Here is a 21,835-nt window from a genome sequence, read left to right as displayed (position 1 = left end):
TCCACCGATCACCCCAGGAGGAGCACGGTGCTCACCACGGCGACCGCTCCGGTCACGCGCAACCTGATCGTCGACTACTACGAGGTGATCGCGTCCGCCGCCGCCCGGCTCGGCGCCGGACCCGGCGGCCCCGCGGGCACCGCGACCTTCGGCCCCGGGTTCGACCTGCCGGAACTCAGCGCCCAGTGGCGCGAGTTCTTCGGCGCGGCCACCGCGACCTGGCGGGAGCTGGGCGCATACGGCGGACACGGGCTGCAGTTCATGGACCTGACCGGCAACCCCGGCACGAACACCACCAAGACGTTCCCGTCCATGCTCATCGTGGCGCGGGCCGTGGAGCACATCCGGCGCACCGGCGAGTCGATCTGCATCTTCACCCCCACCTCGGCGAACAAGGGCATCGCCCTGCGCGACGCCGTCGGGCGGGCGATCGCCGCTGGGCTGGTCACCCCCGAGCAGCTGCGCGTCGTGGTGCTCGCGCCGGGCTCGACGCGGCACAAGTTCCGCCGCGACCCGCTGTCGGCCGACCCCGCGCTGCGGGCCGCGAACCCGCTGCTGCGCTTCACCGGTGACCAGTCCGAGGGGGTGAAGGCGCTGGGCCGGGCGTTCGTCGACGCGTACGCCCAGGAGGCGTACAACAAGCACGGCACCGCGCTGTGGTTCTCCCTGGCGCTGCCCAACTACCTCGTCGCCGACGCCGCCCGCGCCGCGTTCGAGCTCGACGCCGCCCAGGCGGTCGCGGCCGCGCCCCGCTGGCACGCCCACGCCGTGTCCAGCGCCTTCGGGCTGCTCGGCTACAACCTGGGCCGTGACTTGCTGGAGGCCTCCGGTCGCGCGGACGGCTCGCCGCGCCCCGGGTTCCTGCTGGTGCAGCACCTGGGCACCCCGGACATGGTGCTCAACCTGCGCCACGGCACGTTCTCCCGGGACCGGCTGCCCGCCTACCGGCGCGACGCCGCCGGCGTGTGGTCGCAGGACGCGGACCCGCACTTCCCCGCGGTGACCGACGACCCCGACGAGGTCCTCGACCCGACGTTCTACACGCACCAGCCGGTGACCTCGCCCGCGATGAACGACCTCATCGCCGCGTACGGCGGCGACGGCATCACGGTGTCGCGGCGCGAGTGCCTGCAGCGGTATCCGCAGCTGCGCGAGTGGCTGCGCAACACGGGCTGCGAGCTGCCCGCCGACCCGGCGGACCTGCGCGAGTGGTCCATCGTCATGGCGCTGACCGGCGTGCTGAACGCGATCGACCGCGGCCTGGTCCCGGCCGGCCGCGAGATCGTGGTGCACGGCTCCGGCAGCTACCGCGACGACCACTACGCGGTGTACGAGCCCGACGCCGAGGTGAGCACCGTGGAGGAGATCGCCTCGGCGGTCCTGGGCGGCCGATGATGCCCGTCCAGCTGTCCCTCCCGGTGCTCGAACGCCTGGCCACGGCCTGCGGCGTGCCGGTGGAGCAGGCCGCGCGGGCGGCGGTCGCGCTGCTGGCCCGCCGGTATACCGGCCGGGCCGTGCAGACCGTGCGCTCGTCCGGGACCGTCCACCGTTTCGACCTCACCGAAGACGGCACCGTCCGCAGGCTGCTGGCACAGCCCCACCCCGACGGCATGGCGACGCCCACGGCGCCCGACGTGCCGCCGAGCGATGCGGTGGACCGCGGCGCCGACCTGCTCGACCTGCTCGTGGAGTCCGGTGCCGACGGCAGGCTCGCGGTGCACGGCTGCCCGGCCGAGCTCGCCGGGGACTTCGCCGCCGACCTGGTGCGGCTGATCGACACGATGGCCGCCGACCCCGACCGGTCCACCGTGGACCTGCTGCCGGAGTCGGCCTACGAGCAGCGGCGGCCAGGCGACCTGGCCACGCTGCACGGCGGGCCCCGGGTCGAGCCGACCGGCTGGTCGGCCGGGGCGGGGGACACGATCTGCACGGCGTTCGCCGCGCAGGTGGCGCGCCACCCCGACCGGCACGCCGTGCTCGCCGACGACGGGCAGCTGACCTACCGGCAGCTCGGCTCCGCCGTGGCGGCCACCGCCGCGGCGATCCGCGCCGCCGCCGGGGACACCCGCGGGGGCCGGGCGGCGCTGCTGTGCCGGCACGGCGCGACCGCCATCACGGGGATGCTCGCGGCGCTGGTCAGCGGCCGGGCGTACGTACCGCTGGAGCCCAGCTTCCCGGCCGGGCGGCTGGCGCACATCCTGGCCGACAGCGACGCCGACGTGCTGCTCGTCGACGCCGCGCACGCTGACCTGGCGCGCGGCCTCGCCGAGGCGACGGGCCGCCCGGACCTGACGATGGTCCACATCGGCACGCCCACGGCCGACACCGCGGACCTGGTGCCGGCCGGCCTGGCCGGTCCCGCGAACCCGGACGACCCGGCCTACCTGCTCTACACCTCAGGCTCGACCGGCGAGCCGAAGGCCGTGGTGCAGAGCCACCGCAACGTGCTGTTCGGGGTGGCCAACCACATCCGCAACTTCGCCGTCACGCCCGCCGACCGCACCAGCGTGCTCACCTCGTTCGGGTACGACATGGCCGTCACCGACACGTTCAGCGCGATCCTGTCCGGCGCGGCCGCCGTGCCCGCCGACATCCGCGAGCACGGGCTCGGGCACCTGGAGCGGACCCTGTCCCGGCACGGCGTGACGATCTACCACTCCACGCCCACCGTCTACCGCTACCTGCTGGCGAGCCTCGGCCCGCACGGGCGGCTGCCGGGCGTACGGGCCGTGCTGCTCGGCGGCGAGGAGGTCACCCGCCACGACGTGGAGCTGGCCCGCCGCCACTTCGCGCCCGGCGTCGTGTTCGTCAACGGGTACGGCACCACGGAGATCAGCTTCGCTGCGCAGCACCACCTGCCGCCCGGCGCGGCGCTGGAGCACGCGGTCGTGCCGGTCGGGCACCCGCTCGACGGCATCGAGGTGGCGCTCGTCGACGCCGCCGACCGGCGTACCTGCCTGACCGGCGAGGTCGTGGTCCGGTGCCCGCACGTGGCGCTCGGCTACTGGGGCCGGCCGGAGCTGAGTGCGAGCCGGTTCCGGGAACTCGACGGGGTGCGCGCCTACTGGACCGGGGACATCGCCCGGCGACTGCCCGACGGGCGGCTGATCTACCTGGGCCGCGCCGACCGCATGGTCAAGATCCGCGGGTACCGGGTGGAGCTGGGCGAGGTCGAGTCGAGGCTGGCCGCGCTGCCCGGCGTCGGCCACGCCGCCGTCGTCGCGCGCGACACCGTGGGCGCCGGGCCGCAGACCAAGGAGATCATCGCGTACGCCGTGCCGGCCCGCGGCGCGACCATCGACCCGTCGGCGCTGCGCGCCGCCCTCGCCGAGCAGCTGCCCGACTACATGGTCCCGCGGACCGTGGTCATCGCCGACGCGCTGCCGATGGGCCCCACCGGCAAGCTCGACGTCCGTGCACTGCCCGCCCCGCCCGCCCTGGTCACCGGACCGTCCGAACACGACCCCCTGGAACAGGTGATCGCGGCCACCTGGTGCGACGTGCTGGGCGTCGACGGCGTCGACCGCGACGCCTCCTTCTTCGAGCTGGGCGGACATTCGCTGCTGCTGGCCCTGGTCCAGGAGCGGCTGGAGCCCGCGCTGGGCAGGCGCATCGGCATGCCCCTGCTGCTGGAGCACCCGACCGTGGCCGCACTCGCCGCCCACCTGCGGGAGGTCGCGGGCGGGGTCCCGCAGCAGCGCGTAACCGACGGCGCCGAGCGGGCCGCCGACCGGATGCGCCGCCGCCGCGAGGCCCGCCAGGGCACGGCTGCCGCGGAGACGACGTCATGAGCTGCTGGAACAAGCGCATCACCCGGCCCGGTACCACTCATGCCGCCGACGGGCGCAGCGAGGAGAAGGCATGAGCCAGGACGATCTGATCGCCGTCGTCGGGATGGCCTGCCGGGCACCCGGCGCACCCGATGCCGGCACGCTGTGGCGCAACCTGCGCGGCGGCGTGGACGCGATCCGCCGGTTCGGTCCGGTCGGCGCCGACCCGTCCTGGGTTCCCGCGTTCGGGCACCTGGACGGGCTGGAGGACTTCGACGCGGCCCTGTTCGGGTACGCCGACGGCGACGCCGCGCTGCTCGACCCGCAGCACCGGATCTTCCTGGAGCTGGCCTGGTGGGCGCTGGAGGACGCGGCCCTGGACCCGGCGCGTAGCCAGGCCCAGATCGGCGTGTTCGCGGGCTGCGGCGCCAACCGCTACCTGCGTTACCACCTGCTCGGCAACCCGGCCGTGAAACCGGCGGGCACGCTGCCCGACGACTGGGACGACGCCCTCGCCGGGAGCACCAGCGACTACCTGCCCACGCGGGTGGCGTACGCGCTGGGCCTGACCGGGCCCGCCGTGGCCGTGCAGACGGCGTGCTCGTCGTCGCTGGTCGCGGTGTGCCAGGCCGCGCAGAGCCTGCTCGACTTCCGCTGCGACGTGGCCGTCGCGGGCGGCGCGGCGGTGGCCTCGACCACGCAGCGCGGCTACCGGCACCGGCCGGGCGGCACCTGGTCCGCCGACGGTGTCTGCCGGCCCTACGACGCCGACGCCACCGGCCAGGTCTTCGGCAACGGCGGCGGCGCGGTGGTGCTCAAGCGGCTGGCCGACGCGGTCGCCGACGGCGACCACGTGTACGGCGTGCTGGCCGGCTGGGCGGTCGGCAACGACGGCGCGGCCCGCGCCGGGTTCACCGTGCCGGGCGTGGCTGGCCAGGCGGCCGTGGTCGCCGAGGCGCTGGCCGCAGCCGACTGGGACGCCGACACCGTGGGCTACGTGGAGGGCCACGGCAGCGGCACCGCCGTCGGCGACGCCATCGAGATCGAGGCCCTGACCAGGGCCTTCCGTGCGTCCACCACCCGCTCCGGGTACTGCGTGCTCGGCTCGGCCAAGGGCGGCCTGGGCAACCTCGATGCCGCAGCCGGCGTGATCGGCCTGATCAAGGCGACGCTCGCCGTCCGCGACGGCGTCATCCCGCCGACCCTGCACTTCCGCCGCCCCCACCCGGACGTCGACCTCGCGGCGACCCCGTTCACCGTGGACGGTGCGCCGCGGTCCTGGTCAGGCCGGCGCCGGGCCGGGGTCAGCTCGTTCGGCCTGGGCGGCACCAACGCCCACGTGCTCGTCGCGCAGGCCCCGCACCGGCCCGCCCCCACCCCCGCCGAGCGGTGGCGGCTGCTGCCGCTCAGCGCAGCAGACCCGCACGCGCTGCGCGACCTCGCCGGGCGGCTCGCCGCAGGAATGTCCGCGCAGCCGGAAGCACCGCACGGCACCGGACCGGCGGTTCCGGGCGAGCCCGCGTCGCGGTGGGACGTGGCCGACGTGGCGTACACGCTCGCGACCGGACGCCGCAGGCTGCCGCACCGCGCGGGCGTCCTGTGCCGCGACACGGCCGGCGCGGCCAGCGGGCTGGCCGAGATCGCGGCGGGCGGCCCGGCCGCGGTGCCCGCCGACGCCCCCGACGACGCGCGGGAACGACTGCGCCGCTGGCTCGGCACCGGCGACGCCGTCCCGGACGACGGGCAGCCGCTCCCCCTGCCGGGCTACCCGTTCCAGCGCCGCCGCCACTGGATCGACCCGATGGGGGACGGCCATGCCTGAGCCCGACGCCCTGGTGCCCCTGGGCAAGACCGGCTGGCAGGTATGGCGTTCGGCGGTCCTGCGCGCCCCCGGCTTCCCCGCGTCCGGACTGGACCTGCTGGCCGCCCCCGACTGCGCCGCGCACACCGACGCGTACCTGGCCGGCGACCTCGACCGGGCCGGGTTCGACGCCGCGTTCGCCACGGCCACCGCACGGCTGAGCGAACAGCTGGCCGAGATCGCCGCGGACCCGCTGTTCCGTGAGGCGGTGACCTGGCAGAGCCTCAACTCCGTCGAGGCCCTCGACGGCATCGCCCGCACCGGCCCCCGCGCGGCCCGCAACTCCTCGCACCGGCAGCGCGAGATCGTGGTCACCCGGTACTGGCAGCGCTACTGCGGCAAGAACGACACCATCGGCTACTTCGGACCGGTGTGCTGGGCGACCATGTCCGACGACGACACCGCGGTCCGCGTCACGGCCGGTCCCGGACTGGTCCGCGAAAGGGTGGTGGACCTGGAGTGGCGGGCGCTGACCGCGTACGCCGACCGGCTCGCCGCCGACCCGCGGATGCGCCCATGGCTGCCCGTCACCCGGCGGCCCGACCTGGCACTGGACGGCGCAAACCTGCTGGAGGCGGGGATGGTGCCCCGGCCGCTGCCGCCCGCGTCGGCCGCCCTGCTGGCCGCCTGCGACGGCCGGGCCGCGCACGAGGCCGTCGCCGCCGCGCTGGCCGATCCGCGCGCCGGGTTCCGCAAAGACGCCGACGCTTACCTGGCGCTGGCACAGCTGGCCGAGCAGGGGCTGCTGCGATGGGGCATCGACCTGCCACTGACCATCGGCGCCGAACAGGAGCTGCGCCGGCGGCTGGCCACCCTGGGCGACCCGGACCTGCGCGAGGAGGCACTGGCCGGGCTGGCCCGGCTGCTGACGGCCCGCGACGGGCTGGCCGCCGCGGCCGGTGACGCCGCCGCGGTGAGGGCGGCGATGCGGCACCTGCAGGACGAGTTCGTCGCCGTCACCGCCGCCGCCGCGGTGCACCGGCCCGGAGCCACCTACGTGGGCCGGGGCCTGGCCTACGAGGAGGCGGTTCGCGACCTCGACGTCGCCGTCGGCGAACCGGTGCTGTCGCTGCTCGCCGAGACGCTGGTGCCGCTGCTGGCGGCGGCACGGTGGCTGACCGCCGCCATGGCGGACGCGTTCACCGCCACGCTGCGCGAACTGTACGACGAGGCCGCCGCCGACGGGCCGGTCGCGCTGGGCGACCTGTTCGACCCGGCCCGCGGGGTCATCTTCGGCACCGGGCCGGTAGCCGACGTGCTGGCCGACTTCACCGCCCGCTGGACGGCGCTGCTCGGCCTGCACGGCGACGCCGACGGCCCGATCACACTGGACCCGGGTGAGGTCGCGAACGCGGTGGCGCGGGAGTTCGGCGCGGCCGCGCCCGGCTGGCGGGCCGCCCGGCTGCACAGCCCCGACCTGCACCTGTGCGCCGGCAGCGTCGAAGAACTGGTCCGCGGGGAGTTCACGGCGGTGCTCGGTGAGGTCCACGTCGCCTGGCTCACCAACGACAACGGCATCTTCACCCGGTTCCACCCGCAGCCCGGTGCGCTGCGCGGCGCGCTGCACCGGGATCTGGGCGACCGGGTCGTGCTGCTGTACCCGCCGGACTTCCCCGAGTTCACGGCCCGGATGGCGTTCACGCTCGACGGCCCGCAGGACGTGCGGTTGGCGTACACCCCGGCGCCCGTGCCCGACCCGGCGCAGGTGCTGCCGCTGGCCGCGGTGACGGTGTCGCTCGTGGACGGCGAGCTCGTCGCGCACGCGCCGGACGGGCGTGGCTGGCCGCTGATCGAGCTGTTCGGCGCGTTCCTGTCGGCGCGGGCGGTCAACGCTTTCAAGGTCGTCGCCGACGGCCCGCACACGCCCCGGGTCAGCATCGGCCGGCTGACGGTGCACCGCGAGACCTGGCGCACCACCGTCGGCGACTGCGGCCTGGACGCCCCACGCGCCGACGAGGCCGCCCGCTACCTCGCGGTACGGGCCTGGCGCGACCGGCTCGGCCTGCCCGAACAGGTGTTCGTCCGGGTCGGCACGGAGATCAAGCCCTGCTACGTGGACTTCACCAGCCCCGCGTACGTGGCCGCGTTCGCCGCGATGGTGCGCGCCGCCTCCCGCGACGGCGGGCCCGCGGTCCCGCTGACGGTCACCGAACTGCTGCCCACCCCGGCACAGGCATGGGTGCCCGACGCGGCGGGACGGCGCTACTTCAGCGAACTGCGGATGGCAGTCCGCGACCCCGCGCCCGCGCGGCACACCCGGTGAGGAGACGACGCTGATGGCACAGGGCGAGGTGCGGGAGTTCCCCGACCGCCGGTTCCCCGACCTGGTCGCCGACCAGGCCGCGCGCCGGCCCGACGCGGTCGCGGTCCGCCAGTGGGACACCACCGTGACCTACGGCGAGCTGTGCGGCGCGGCATCGGCGCTGGCGGCCCGACTGCGCGCGGACGGGCCACCGGACCTGATCGGAGTGTGCGCCGACCGCACGCCGACGCTGATCACCGCGCTGCTCGGCGTGCTCGGATCCGGAGCGGGCTACGTGCCGCTGGATCCCGCACTGCCGCCGGCCCGGCTGCGCGAGATCGCCGCCGAGGCAGGCCTGCGCACCGTCGTCTGCGACGACCTCGGCACCCGACTGCTCGCCGACTGCGGCCTCGACCTGGTGCCGGTCGGCGCGGCGGGGACCGGCGCGGCACAGCCGTGCCCGGCGTCGGCCGACGACATCGCCTACGTGATGTTCACGTCCGGGTCCACCGGCCGCCCCAAGGGCGTGATGATCCCGCACGAGGCGCTCACCGAGTTCGTCACCGCCCTGGCCGACCTCGCCGACCTGGACGGTGCGGGCGTCATGCTGGGCTTCGCGTCGATCGGGTTCGACGCGTCGGTGATCGACCTGCTGGCGCCGCTCGCCGCGGGCGCCACGATCGCGCTCGCCGGGCCCGAGGACCGCACCGACCCGACCCGCCTGCAGCGCTTCTGCGCCGAGCACCGGGTGAGCGTCGCGTTCCTGCCCCCGGCGGTGCTGCCCATCCTCGACCCAGCCGGGCTGCCCGACCTGCGGGTGGTGCTCACCGGCAGCGAGGCCCCCGGCCCGGAGCAGGTGGCCCGCTGGACAGGCACCGGCCGCCGCTTCCTCAACCTGTTCGGGCCCACCGAGACGACCGTGCTCGTCACCTGGTTCGAGGCCACCGGCAGCTGGGACCGGCCGCTGCCGATCGGCCGCCCCGCCGCCAACCACCGGGTGTACGTCGTCGACGAGCACCAACGCCCGGTCGCCCCCGGCGAACCGGGCGAACTGCTCGCCGGCGGCGTCGGACTGGCCCTGGGCTACCTCGGCGCGCCGGACCTCACCGCGCAGCGGTTCGTCCCCGACCCGTTCTCAGCCGTGCCCGGCGCGCGGCTCTACCGGACCGGCGACCTGGTCACCGCGGGACCCGACGGGATGCTGCACTTCCTCGGCCGGGTCGACCGGCAGGTCAAGATACGCGGGCAGCGCGTCGAGATCGGTGAGGTCGAAGCCGTGCTGCGGCGCCACCCGCAGGTCGGCCACGCCGCCGTCGCCGCCGCCGACGGCCCGGCAGGCACACGGCTGCTGGCGTTCGTCACCGGCGAGGCCACCCCGCAGGAGCTGCGCACCTTCTGCGCAGCCCGGCTCGGCACGGCGATGGTGCCCGCCCACATCACCGTCGTCGCCGAACTGCCCCTGCTCAGCAGCGGCAAAGTCGACCTCGACCGGCTGCTGGCCACCGTGCTAACCGCCGGGGACGCGGCGTTCGCGCCGCCCGCGACGCCGATCGAGCAGCAGATCGCCGAGGTCTGGGCTGAGCTGCTCGGCCTGGCCCGGGTCGGCCGCGACGACGACTTCTTCGACACCGGCGGCCACTCGATCACGGCGATGCGCCTGGTCGCAGCGCTGCGCCCACGGCTGCGCCGCGACATCGCGATCGAGGACGTGCTGCAGGGCCGCACCCTGCGCGCAATCGCCGACCGGGCGCAGGCCGCCGCAACGCTCGGCGACGAGCAGCCGGTGCGCGGCCGCCCGCCCGCCCTGTCGCCGTCGCAGCAGCGCCTGTGGTTCCTGGAGCGCTACTCGCCCGACGCCGCGGCCGCCTACAACATCGTGCTCGCCGAACGGCTGCGCGGGCCCCTGGACGCGGCCGCGCTGCAGACCGCGCTCACCGCGGTCGCGGCCCGGCAGGAGGTGCTGCGCTGGCGCATCCCCGACACCGACGGGGTGCCGCACGCGGTCCTCGACCCGGCCGCCGCCGTGCCGCTGCCGGTGACCGACCTGAGCGCACTGCCCGCCGCGGACCGCGAACGCGAGCTGGCCGCCCAGCTGTCCGCCGAGGCGGGACGCCGGTTCCGGTTGGCCACCGACACGCTGTGGCGCACCCGGCTGTTCCGGCTCGGCGACGACGAGCACGTGCTGGCGGTCACCGCCCACCACGCGGTGTTCGACGGCTGGTCACAGGCCCTGCTCTACGCCGACCTCGCCGCCGCGTACGCCCACGGCCCGGACGCGCTCAAGCCGCTGCCGGCGACCTACGCCGACTACGTGGCCTGGCGCGACGAGCGGCGCCGCCACCGAGCCGACAGCGACCTGGCCTGGTGGACGTCCCACCTGGACGGCGCGCCGACAGTGCTGGAGGTTCCAGGTGACCGGCCCCGCCCGGACGAGCAGACCTACGCCGCCGGATACGCGGGCTGCTGGCTCGACCCGGACAGCACCGCGGGCCTGCACCAGTTCGCCCGGGACCTGGGCGCGACCCCGTCGGCGGTGCTGCTGGCCGCGTTCGGGCTGGTCCTGGCGGCCCGGACCGGCCAGGACGAGATGGTGCTCGGCACCCCGGCGGTGGACCGCCGCCATCCCGACTTCGAGGACATGGTCGGGTTCTTCATCGACATCATGCCGCTGCGGCTGCGCGCCGAACCGGGCGGCAGCTTCGCCGCGCACGTGCGCGCCGCCCGCGACGAGCTGATCGCCGCGCTGGCGCACCCCGAGGCGCCGCTGGAACGGATCGTGCAGGCGTTCGGGCTGGGCGGCCAGACCACCCGCAGCCCGCTGGTGCAGGTGCTGTTCAACGTGTTCAACTTCGCCGCACCCCGCCTCGACCTCACCGGCCTGACCGCCGAGGCGGTGCCGGTGCCCGCCCCCGGCTCGGCGTTCGACCTCACCCTGTACGGCGTCGAACGCGACGGCCGGATGCGGCTGGAAGCCGTCTACAACAGCGACATCTACCAGCAGTCCACGATGGACGAGCTACTACAGACGCTGCGGCAGGTCATCGTCGAAGGCATCGCCGACGCCAACGCCCCCGCGGCCCGGCTCGCGCCCAGCCGCGGCCTGCCCGCCCCCGTGGTGCCGCACGCTAAGGTACGGCCGCCCAAGCCGGACACCGTGATCACGCGGCCACCGGAGACGGCCACCGAACACGCCGTCGCCGCAGTCTGGTGCGAGGTCCTCGGCCGCGACGCGGTCGGGGTCACCGACAACTTCTTCGACTCCGGCGGCGGATCGCTGGCCATGGCCACCGTCCAGCAGCGGCTCAACCGGCTGCTGGGACGCGACCTGCGCGTGGTCGACCTGTTCCGGTACCCGACCGTGCGGACGATCGCCGCCCACCTCGACGGCGCCGGGCACGGCACCGACAGCACCGACGACGCCGTCGAGCAGGCCCTGCGCCGCGGCGCCGCCCGCCGCGCCCGCAACCGGCATCGCACCGCCACCGAAGGAGAACCGCAGTGACCGACGACCTCGACGACGGCGCCGAACCCATCGCCGTCATCGGCATGGCCTGCCGGGTGCCGGGCGCCGCCGACCTCAGCCGGTTCTGGGACAACCTCGCCGCCGGGCGCGACGCCCGCACCGAACTCAGCCGCGAGCACCTGCTCCAGGCCGGCGTCCCGGCCACCGAGGTCGACGACCCCGACTTCGTGCCGGCCGCGTACCTGCTCGACGACGTCGAGAACTTCGACGCCGGACTGTTCGGCCTGACGCCCCGCGAGGCGGCCCTGGCCGACCCGCAGCACCGGCTGTTCCTGGAGCTGTGCCACGCCGCACTGGAGAACGCGGGCTGGGACCCGGCCCGCTTCACAGGCGACATCGGCGTCTACGGCGGCCGCGGCATGGAGAACTACCGGTGGCGCAACATCCACGCCAACCAGGCGATCATGGCGGTCACCGACCACACCACCATCGGCAACGGCAACCACGCCGACACGTTCACCACCCTGGCCTCGTACCACCTGAACCTGCGCGGGCCCAGCGTCGGGGTGTACACGGCCTGCTCGACGTCGCTGGTCGCGGTGCACCTGGCCGCCGAGGCGCTGCGGGCAGGCGAATGCGACAAGGCGCTGGCCGGCGGGGTCAGCATCGAGCTGCCCGCCGACCGCGGCTACCTGCACCGCGAAGGCGCCGCCGACGCCGCCGACGGATACTGCCGGCCGTTCGACGCCGCGGCCACCGGAGTCGTCGCGGGCAGCGGCGGGGGAGTCGTGCTGCTCAAACGCCTGTCCGACGCCGTCGCCCACGGCGACCACGTATACGCGCTGATCCTCGGCAACGCCGTCAACAACGACGGCGCGGCCAAGGTCGGGTTCACCGCCTCCGGCGTGGCCGGGCAGGCCGCCGCCATCGCCAACGCGCTGGCCACCGCAGGCGTCGACCCGCGCACGGTGACCTACGTCGAGGCGTCCGCCACCGGCAGCCCACTCGGCGACGCGATCGAGGTAGAGGCGCTGACCTCCGTATACGGCCGCGGCCAGGGCGACCGGCAATGGTGCGCCCTCGGCTCGGTCAAGTCGAACATCGGCCACCTCAGCCAGGGCGCGGGCATCGTCGGTCTCATCAAGACCGCGCTCGCGCTCGACCACGGCCTGATCCCGGCCAGCCTCGGCTACACCGCCCCGAACCCGGCACTGGACCTGGCCGCGACCCCGTTCTACGTCAACGCCACCCTCGCGACCTGGGACACCGGCACGGCCCCGCGCCGGGCTGCGGTCAGCTCCTTCGGCATCGGCGGCACCAACGCCCACGTCGTCCTCCAGCAGGCCCCGCCCGCCGCGGCCGCATCCCGTCCGGTCCAGGCCGCGCAGGCCGCGTCCGGAGCACGCCACGCCGCCGAAACCACCGGCTCCCTCGGCCGGACGGCGGCGGGCAGGTTCCCTCAGCTGCTCGTGGTCTCGGCCCGCTCGGCGGCAGCGCGTGACCTCGCCGCCGCGCGGCTGGCCGACCACCTCGCCGCCCACGGTGCCGCCGACCTGGCCGATGTGGCGCACACGCTGCGCGTCGGCCGCGCCGAACACCCGTACCGCGCAGCCGTCGTCGCCGCAGACCCAGCCGACGCGGTGGCAGCGCTGCGCGACCCAAGGCGGCGCATCACGGCCGCCGCCGAAACGGTCCCCCGGGTGGTGCTGCTCTTCGGCGACCAGGCCGCCGCACCCGCCGACAGCGGCCTGTACACCGCCGAGCCGGTCTTCGCCGCTGCAGTGGACGAGTGCGCCACCGCGCTCGGGCGCGACGCCCGCGACCTGCTCGTCGACCAGGTGCTGTCGTGCTTCGCCGTCGGGTACGCGGCAGCGCGGCTCTGGCAGTCATGGGGCCTGCGCCCGTCCACGATGCTCGGTCACGGCCTCGGCGAGTACGTCGCCGCAACCCTGGCCGGCGTGTTCGCCCTACCCGACGCCCTGCGCCTGGCCGCCCTGCACGCACGGCTGCTGACCCAGGTCCCGGTCGCCCCGACCTTCACCGTGTCCGCGAGCCCGCAGACCCTGGCCGGGCTGCTGCCCCGGGAAGCGGCCGTCGTGGCCGTCCACGGTCCTGCCACCTGCCTGGTCAGCGGCCCGCCGGACGTATTGGAGCAGGGGCTCACCGACCCGGCGACGGGCAAGCCGATCCCGGTCCGGCGGCTGCGCGCCGACCAGCCGCTACGCGCCGCCGTCACCGACGCGATGGCGGCCGAACTGGCCGCGGCGGTCACGGCCGTACGCCCGTCCGCGCCACTCACCGCCTACCTGTCCAGCCGCACCGGGCAGCCCGCCACCGCCGCTCAGGCGCAGGATCCAGGGCACTGGGTCGCGCTGCTGCGCGAACCCGTCCAGTTCGGACCCGCGATCCACACAGTGCTCGCCGCCGGCCCGGCGCAATTCCTGGAATGCGGGCCGGGACGGCAGCTGGCCGGGCTGGCGCAGATGCAGACACCCCGCGGCGGCCCCGCACCGCTGCACAGCATGCCCGCCGCCGGGGAACCCGCCGACGACGTCACGACCTGCTACACCGCCGCCGCGCGGCTGTGGGCGCAGGGCATGCCGGTGCGGCTCGGCGGCACGGGCCGCCGGGTGCCGCTGCCCGGATACCCGTACGAGCGGGTCCGGCACTGGATCGAACCCGACCCGCCCGGTGCGCCCCCGGCAGCCGTCACACCGGTCGGCACCGTCGCGCCCGGCCGGACCGACACCGGCACGGACGAGCCGGACGTCGCGGCCACCCTCGCGGGCATCTGGTCGGGGCTGCTCGGCGTCGACGCGATCAGGCCCGACGACGACTTCTTCGCCGTCGGCGGCACATCACTGATCGCAGTGCAGCTCATCGCACAGGTACGGGCCGCACTCGGGGTACGGCTGTCGATGCGGGTGATCTTCGACGCGCCGACACTGGACGCCCTCGCCACGACCGTGACGCAGCGCCGGGCCGCGGCGACAGCGCGGGCGTGACGGCTCAGAACCGCTTGACCAGCTCCGACAACCTGATGCCGGGCTCATCGACGACAGTACGCAGCAGCTGCTCGTACCCGTCGGCGAGCCCGGCCACAGTCTGCGGCATCAGCAGGCCGGTGTCGTAGACGAACTTCACCGACAAGCCCTGCGGGCCGGGGCCGGCGTACACCATCAGGTCGTGCAGCACCTTCGGGATGCCCAGCGGGAAGTCCTCCACCCGCAGGCCCGGCAGGGCCAGCCGGCTGGCGACCACGACCTCGTCGTGCAGGAACATGGCCTGGAAACCCTGGGCCCGGCCGGGATGGTGCGGCTCATCCAGCATCGCCACCACCTGCCCCCACGGCAGATCCTGGTGGTCCAGCGCGTCGAGCACCGCCTCCCGGGCGCCCGCCAGGATCTCGGCGAACGTCGGGTCGCCAGACAGGTCGCAGCGCAGCGCCAACGCGTTGTTGAACAGCCCCACCAGCCGCGCCAGCTCGGGGCGCGTACGCCCGATCCCGGCCACCGGGATACCGATCGCGAACCCGTCCTGGCCACTCGACCGCGCCAGCAGCACGTACAGCGCCGCCAACAGCACCATGAACCGGGTGCCGCGCGACGACCGGGCCAGCTCCTCGACCCGCCCGGTCAGATCAACATCGAGGACGCGCAGCACCTCCGCCGCGGGCGCGCCCTTCGCCGCGGGCCGCGGCAGCGCCTCGACCAGCTCCAGCGGCACCAGCCCCGCCAGCTGCCCGCGCCAGTACTCCCGGTCCTCGTCCTCCTTCTCGGTGTCCGCGCCCGCCTGCCACACCGCGAAGTCGCCGTACTGCACCGACAACTCGGGCAGCTCAGGCTGCGTACCGGCGGCCAGGGCCGGGTAGAGCGCGGCCAGCTCGCGGTCGATCACGGCCAGCGACGCCCCGTCGGCGAGGATGTGGTGGACCGTCATCCGCCACACATGGTCGTCGTCGGCGAGCCGCAGCAGCGAGGTGTGCACCAGCGGGCCGGTCTGCAGGTCCAGCGCCAGGCGCCGACGCTCGTCGAGCAGCTCCCGGGCCCGCGGCTCGCGCTCGCCCTCCGGGAGGTCGCGCAGGTCCAGCAGCTCCATCACGATGCCGGTGGGCGGGCCGACGACCTGGACCGGCCCGTCGGGCTTCGCGACGAACAACGTCCGCAGGATCTCGTGCCGGTTCACCACCGCGTCGACCGCGTGCCCCCAGGCGTCGGCGTCCAGCGGCCCGCGCAGCCGGTGCACCAGGTCCACCAGCGGCGACATGCCGCCGGGGTAGGCCGTGCACAGCGTCCACCAGCGGGCCTGCAGCGGCGTCAGCGGCAGCTCGACCAGATGTGACGGCCTGGCGCTGACGGGCGAATCCCATGTCACATCGGTCATGGCGGTTATCTTGGTGTCGCTTCCGGACGGTGTCCAGTCGTTCGTCGGTTTCCTAGCCGCGATCCAGGGCGCGGGTCACGTCGGCCAGTACGCGGTCCAGGTGCGCGACCTGGCCGCGCACCTGCCGGGTCTGGCGCTCGGCCAGCGCGCGGTCGTGCTGGATCGTCTCGTGCAGCGCCGTCCGCAGCGCCGGAACGTCGAGCCGCGACAGCGCGCCGACAGCCGTCTTGGGCACCACCCGCTGCCGCCTCGCCAGGCTGCGCAGCCCCCGGCGGGCCTGCAGGGTCCACAAGCCATCGGCGTAGCGCAGGCTCACCCGCGGCCCGGTGGCCGCCCCGGCCAGGCCGTACAACAGCGGCAGCGGCCTGCCGTCGCCGGGCCGCGGCCGGGGTGGCGCGGTGTCGTTCAGCTCGCGCCACAGCCGGTGGCCGATGACCGGGGTCAGGGTGACGGTGAAGTACATCGCGGTGGCGACCAGGATGGCGTTGGTCAGGCCGAGGTACTGCACCAGGTAGCCGGCCAGCAGCCCGCCCAGCGGCGCGCCGCCGAACGCGACGGCGGTGATGATGCCGCCCATCCGGGACAGCATCTCCTTCGGGGTGCGCTGGTAGATCATCGCGCTGACGGTCGGGTTGAGCGACGACATGGCGATCCCACCGATCAGCGTCACCACGACGATCAGGAGCAGGTCGTCGGTGAGCGCGAGCACCACGAACCGCGGCGCGCCGCCGATGAAATACCCGGCCACCAGCGTCGGGTAGCGCGGCAGGATCGGCGCCAGCCACGCCACCAGCGCGTTCCCGGCGATCAGCCCGACCGCGTACGCGGTGGCGACCGCGCCGAGCGCGGCGGGGTCGTCCATGTTGGCGTACACCCACAGCGGCACGAACACCACGGCGCTGGCCTGGTTGAACAGGTTGGTGAAGAACAGCATCCCGGTGACGGCGCGCAGCAGCCGGTTGCGGCGGAACCAGCCGAAACCCTCCCGCAGCGCGGTGAAGTACGGCGTCACCGGGGCCGTGGCGGCCGACTCCGGGGCGGGCGGCCGGGTCGCGATCGTCAGCGCGACCGCCACCGCGTAGGTGGCTGCGTCGATCCAGATACCGCCGATCGGGCCGAACACCACCACGGCGATGCCGGCCAGCGACGAGCCCGCCAGCGTCGAGGTGCGCAGCACGCCCTCCCGGGTGGCGGCCACCCGGGCGTAGTCGCCGCCGGCGCCACCCATCAGTGGCACGATCAGGGTCACCTTGGCGCGGTCGCCCTGCGCGCGCAGCACGCCCAAGATCGCGACCAGTGCCAGGAGCAGGCCGAACCCGTACCGGCCGGCCACCGCCACGCCGGCCATCGCCACGACACTGCCCGCGTCGGACCACAGTGAGGTGCGCCGGGCCCCGATCCGGTCCTGGAGAGGCGCGGCGAGCACCCCGCTGACCACGTACGTCAGCGTCTCCGCCCCGGCGACCAGGCCGACCTTCACCGGGTCGCCGGTGGTCACCAGCACCAGCCACGGCACCGCGAAGAAGGTCATCCGGGTGCCGATGTTGGAGACGGCCTCGGCGGCGACGAGCCGGACCAGGTCCGCCCGCAGACGTCCGGTGTCCATGCTCGGTCCGCCCGCCCTCGCCAGCTCGGTCAAGGGCTCCTCCGCGGCTGCTACGCGGCCGCCTGCTGCGGTCCGGTGGTCAACAGCATAGATCGGTCCACGGTGGACCGGAGGCCGCCCGGGCGGGTGGCGCGACGACCGGACCGTGGCCTACGGGCTACCGCGCCCTGGATCGGGAGCCGACGTGTATATCCAGCGCGCACGCGGGAGGGATCGCCTCGTCCTGATCGGCGACCACCTCCTACGAGGGGATCGTCTTCCATGCCGCGGCCGTGGTCGGATAGATGAAGGAACCGGCGTTGAAGGACCGTTGAGTGGCCTGCACCCCGTCATCGACTTGGTGCGTTTCTCCACGTGATCTAAGTTGGATCACCCCCGCGTGCGCGGGGAGCAGCCGCCCTGCTTGCTGTAGGTCTGAGTGGCGCCGGGATCACCCCCGCCCGTGTGCGGGGAGCAGCTGGGCGCGATCGTGATCTGCCTGCTGCTGGCGGGATATCCTCCGCGTGCGCGGGGAGCAGTGGATGCCATACGCGTTCCCCGAGATGGGCGCGGGATCACCCCCGCATGCGCGGGGAGCAGCTCGTCGAGTGAGCGATGCCCGTACCCGATTCAGGATCACCCCCGCGTGCGCGGGGAGCGGTCGAGCATGGCGACCATCGTCTGACAGAACGTCGGATCACCCCCGCGTGCGCGGGGAGCAGCGATCAGACCGGAGGTGAATCCGGTTCCCCACTGAATCACCCCCGCGTGCGCGGGGAGCAGGCCTCGGTCTCAGTGAACGAGAACTCCTGGGCGGGATCACCCCCGCGTGCGCGGGGAGCAGACGACCCGCGCGGGGAAGACGGCCGCCCTTTAGGGATCACCCCCGCGAGCGCGGGGAGCAGCGGATGACCGGCTCCAGATGGCGAAGGTACGCCGGATCACCCCCGCGTGCGCGGGGAGCAGCACAGCTCGGGGTCCTCGTTGCTGCACAGCGACGGATCACCCCCGCGTGCGCGGGGAGCAGTCGGACAGGGCGGCCTGCGCCGAGTCCTCGTCCGGATCACCCCCGCGTGCGCGGGGAGCAGATGTGGGCGATGCCGCAGCCCTTCACCCACTGCGGATCACCCCCGCGTGCGCGGGGAGCAGGACAGCCAGATCATGAGGGACCGGACCGCCTGGATCACCCCCGCGTGCGCGGGGAGCAGGACAGGCTGCGGGATGGTGGTGAGGTCGGCGAGGGATCACCCCCGCGTGCGCGGGGAGCAGCGCGGCAGATGCCGCACGACTTGGCCACGTCAGGGATCACCCCCGCGTGCGCGGGGAGCAGCGCGGCAGATGCCGCACGACTTGGCCACGTCAGGGATCACCCCCGCGTGCGCGGGGAGCAGGAAGCAAGCGACCGTATTCCGGGACGCTATGGAGGATCACCCCCGCGTGCGCGGGGAGCAGCACGCTGACGCCCCAGTTAGCCGGGCGGCGGGCGGATCACCCCCGCGTGCGCGGGGAGCAGAGCTCCTCCAGCTTCGGGAAGGCCCCGCCCGCGGGATCACCCCCGGGTGCGCGGGGAGCAGACCCAAGCATCCGTAAGGGGCTTGAAAACGGCGGGATCACCCCCGCGTGCGCGGGGAGCAGGGTCATGGGTTTACGGTCGGCGACAAGGTCAACGGATCACCCCCGCGTGCGCGGGGAGCAGGCGGCCCGGTACCCCGACGTCGAACGGGACAGCGGATCACCCCCGCGTGCGCGGGGAGCAGTCATGGTGGACGCGGCGGCCCAGGGCGTCCCGGGGATCACCCCCGCGTGCGCGGGGAGCAGGGTGATCGATGCCTAAGGAAACGTGTTCCCTCGGGATCACCCCCGCGTGCGCGGGGAGCAGTTGTGCTTGGCGTCCATCGCGTCGACGAACGCGGGATCACCCCCGCGTGCGCGGGGAGCAGTCCGTATCGGTGCGACGTCCGCCATGGTCGTCCGGATCACCCCCGCGTGCGCGGGGAGCAGTCGGCCAGGGCCGTCGACGACTTCGCCGCGGTGGGATCACCCCCGCGTGCGCGGGGAGCAGCCGACCACGCCCAGGACGAAGGGCCGGTTCGGGGGATCACCCCCGCGTGCGCGGGGAGCAGAGGGATGTCAATGTCTTAAGGTCATTCGGATCGGGATCACCCCCGCGTGCGCGGGGAGCAGTGATCATCTTGTATTTCCGCAGGTCAGCACCCCGGATGACCCCCGCGTGCGCGGGGAGCAGTGGAGTTCAGGGGTGTACAGCACAGTGTCGACGGGATCACCCCCGCGTGCGCGGGGAGCAGCGCTTCAGCTGCGCCTTGCGATTCACCATCTCGGGATCACCCCCGCGTGCGCGGGGAGCAGTACTGACCTGTGCCGACTTCCCACATTAGACAGGGATCACCCCCGCGTGCGCGGGGAGCAGGAGAGCCCGTTGATGTCGACCATCTCAAGGAAGGGATCACCCCCGCGTGCGCGGGGAGCAGTCTCCAATCGCGTCCCGATAGGCGCGGATCTCGGGATCACCCCCGCGTGCGCGGGGAGCAGCCGTCCACGACATCGATACGCACATAATCCTGGGGATCACCCCCGCGTGCGCGGGGAGCAGACTCCGGCAGTCGTGAAGGAAGGCGGCAACGCCGGATCACCCCCGCGTGCGCGGGGAGCAGCGTATGACAGTGGATGGACTGACGCTCCCGAAGGGATCACCCTCGCGTGCGCGGGGAGCAGTGGCTGCGGAGTACGCGCTTGTGGGCGGCCTGCGGATCACCCCCGCGTGCGCGGGGAGCAGGAGAGCCCGGGCCTGGCCGCCTGGGCTTTCGCCGGATCACCCCCGCGTGCGCGGGGAGCAGTGGTGGCAGTCGCCGGGCCGCGACGGTATCCACGGATCACCCCCGCGTGCGCGGGGAGCAGCGACGTTCCTGCGCCCGGTGGATGGCGATCATCGGATCACCCCCGCGTGCGCGGGGAGCAGGTCCTCGGCGGGCGATGTGGGGGCGGGGATGGGGGATCACCCCCGCGTGCGCGGGGAGCAGCACCCGGTCGTCCATGGCGCCGTAGCCGAGCCGGGATCACCCCCGCGTGCGCGGGGAGCAGGTCCCTGCGCCGCTGCGTTGGCGGGCCTACGCGGGATCACCCCCGCGTGCGCGGGGAGCAGACAGGAGTAGCACTGTGCGAGTCCGCCTACCTCGGATCACCCCCGCGTGCGCGGGGAGCAGTCGCTGTTGTACCCGTTGTCGTACGCGGTGAGCGGATCACCCCCGCGTGCGCGGGGAGCAGACGCCAAGGCGATGGTCGCCGAGGGCCTGGCCGGGATCACCCCCGCGTGCGCGGGGAGCAGCACAAGTCCTTGTCTCCCAAGGCCCGGACGACCGGATCACCCCCGCGTGCGCGGGGAGCAGGACACCGTCTGGAGGGTGATGGTCTGGTCGGTGGGATCACCCCCGCGTGCGCGGGGAGCAGTGGAGCGGTTCGAGGCCACGCTCACGGGCGAGGGGATCACCCCCGCGTGCGCGGGGAGCAGACGGGGTGCCCACAGTGCCGACACTCACGCGGCGGATCACCCCCGCGTGCGCGGGGAGCAGCTTCCCGGAGCCGGACACGGTACTGAAGAAGCAGGATCACCCCCGCGTGCGCGGGGAGCAGGTCGACCTCGAAGTCGGTGATCTTCCGGGTCGGGGATCACCCCCGCGTGCGCGGGGAGCAGGCCTACGAGCGCTGCTCCCGGCACGGTTACGTGGGATCACCCCCGCGTGCGCGGGGAGCAGGGCTACCTATGCCCTTACCTACCCCTGCCCCCGGGATCACCCCCGCGTGCGCGGGGAGCAGCGGTCCATTGGTGCCGGGGCGGCCGCAGGTTTCGGATCACCCCCGCGTGCGCGGGGAGCAGGGGCACAGCGACTTCGACGGCAACGAGCAGTGGGGATCACCCCCGCGTGCGCGGGGAGCAGGCCTGGACGTGCTCCCACGCGGGCAGCACCTCCGGATCACCCCCGCGTGCGCGGGGAGCAGACCAACGGACGTATGTCCGGAGTCTCCGGATGGGGATCACCCCCGCGTGCGCGGGGAGCAGCGCTTCTGGCGGATGGTGGCGTTCTGCGGCGGGATCACCCCCGCGTGCGCGGGGAGCAGCAGACCATGATCAGAACGTATCGATAGATTTAGGGATCACCCCCGCGTGCGCGGGGAGCAGCGAGGCCTCAAGATCCGTAACGGGCATCTAAACGGATCACCCCCGCGTGCGCGGGGAGCAGCAGCTTCTCCACTGCCTTCTGAGCCGCCCCCGCGGATCACCCCCGCGTGCGCGGGGAGCAGTCGGACAGTCTCAGCTCCAGCACCGCGCCCGGCGGATCACCCCCGCGTGCGCGGGGAGCAGCGCCTCGCGAAGCCAGCGCTCGTTCTTACCGACGGATCACCCCCGCGTGCGCGGGGAGCAGGAGAGGAGAACGACGATGTTGCACGCATCCGACGGATCACCCCCGCGTGCGCGGGGAGCAGTAGCTTTACCTTTCCTCTAAGGGGATGTGAG

At 74.2% G+C, this 21,835-nt stretch carries 8 protein-coding genes and 1 CRISPR repeat array (1 of these 9 cut by a window edge); of the genes, 6 read left to right on the top strand and 2 right to left on the bottom strand.

Annotated elements, in window-relative coordinates; genetic code table 11:
- The first annotated feature begins 27 nt into the window (after positions 1 to 27).
- From Cs7R123_RS22875 to Cs7R123_RS22850, 6 genes are all read left to right on the top strand, one after another.
- On the top strand, positions 28 to 1,395 hold the full coding sequence (locus Cs7R123_RS22875) for a DUF6002 family protein (protein ID WP_212829764.1): 1,368 nt from the start codon (positions 28 to 30) through the stop codon (positions 1,393 to 1,395).
- Entirely contained in the window at positions 1,395 to 3,791 is a 2,397-nt protein-coding gene (locus Cs7R123_RS22870) for a non-ribosomal peptide synthetase (RefSeq protein WP_244872087.1), read from the top strand. The genes Cs7R123_RS22875 and Cs7R123_RS22870 overlap by 1 nt, the downstream gene beginning before the upstream one ends.
- A 70-nt stretch (positions 3,792 to 3,861) precedes the next feature.
- Positions 3,862 to 5,592 carry a polyketide synthase gene (locus Cs7R123_RS22865; RefSeq protein ID WP_212829762.1) on the top strand — a complete coding sequence of 577 codons (1,731 nt, stop codon included), beginning with the start codon at positions 3,862 to 3,864 and terminating at the stop codon, positions 5,590 to 5,592.
- The gene (locus tag Cs7R123_RS22860; protein ID WP_212829761.1) at positions 5,585 to 7,894 is read left to right on the top strand and encodes a lantibiotic dehydratase; all 2,310 of its coding nucleotides are present in this window, start codon (positions 5,585 to 5,587) and stop codon (positions 7,892 to 7,894) included. Before Cs7R123_RS22865 ends, Cs7R123_RS22860 begins: the two co-directional genes overlap by 8 nt.
- 13 nt (positions 7,895 to 7,907) lie before the next feature.
- Complete coding sequence (locus tag Cs7R123_RS22855; protein ID WP_212829760.1) at positions 7,908 to 11,375, top strand: non-ribosomal peptide synthetase; 3,468 nt, start codon at positions 7,908 to 7,910, stop codon at positions 11,373 to 11,375.
- Positions 11,372 to 14,341 (top strand): type I polyketide synthase, encoded by a 2,970-nt coding sequence (locus Cs7R123_RS22850; RefSeq protein ID WP_212829759.1) that lies wholly within the window; start codon positions 11,372 to 11,374, stop codon positions 14,339 to 14,341. The genes Cs7R123_RS22855 and Cs7R123_RS22850 overlap by 4 nt, the downstream gene beginning before the upstream one ends.
- 4 nt (positions 14,342 to 14,345) lie before the next feature.
- On the opposite strand, the gene Cs7R123_RS22845 is transcribed toward Cs7R123_RS22850, so the two are convergent.
- A complete protein-coding gene (locus tag Cs7R123_RS22845) occupies positions 14,346 to 15,719 on the bottom strand; it encodes a condensation domain-containing protein (protein WP_212829758.1) in 1,374 nt (457 codons plus the stop codon).
- 52 nt (positions 15,720 to 15,771) lie between these two features.
- Positions 15,772 to 17,325, bottom strand: coding sequence for an MFS transporter (locus tag Cs7R123_RS22840; RefSeq protein WP_212829757.1), 1,554 nt, complete (start codon positions 17,323 to 17,325; stop codon positions 15,772 to 15,774).
- A 366-nt stretch (positions 17,326 to 17,691) separates the two neighbouring features.
- A CRISPR array of direct repeats spans positions 17,692 to 21,835; the repeat unit is 28 nt; unit sequence GGATCACCCCCGCGTGCGCGGGGAGCAG; it runs 213 nt beyond the window's last position.

The organism is Catellatospora sp. TT07R-123, from assembly GCF_018327705.1.
Lineage (GTDB): Bacteria > Actinomycetota > Actinomycetes > Mycobacteriales > Micromonosporaceae > Catellatospora.
The sequence above is the reverse complement of the archived record's forward strand: the minus strand, read 5'-3'. Positions and strand labels throughout refer to the sequence as shown.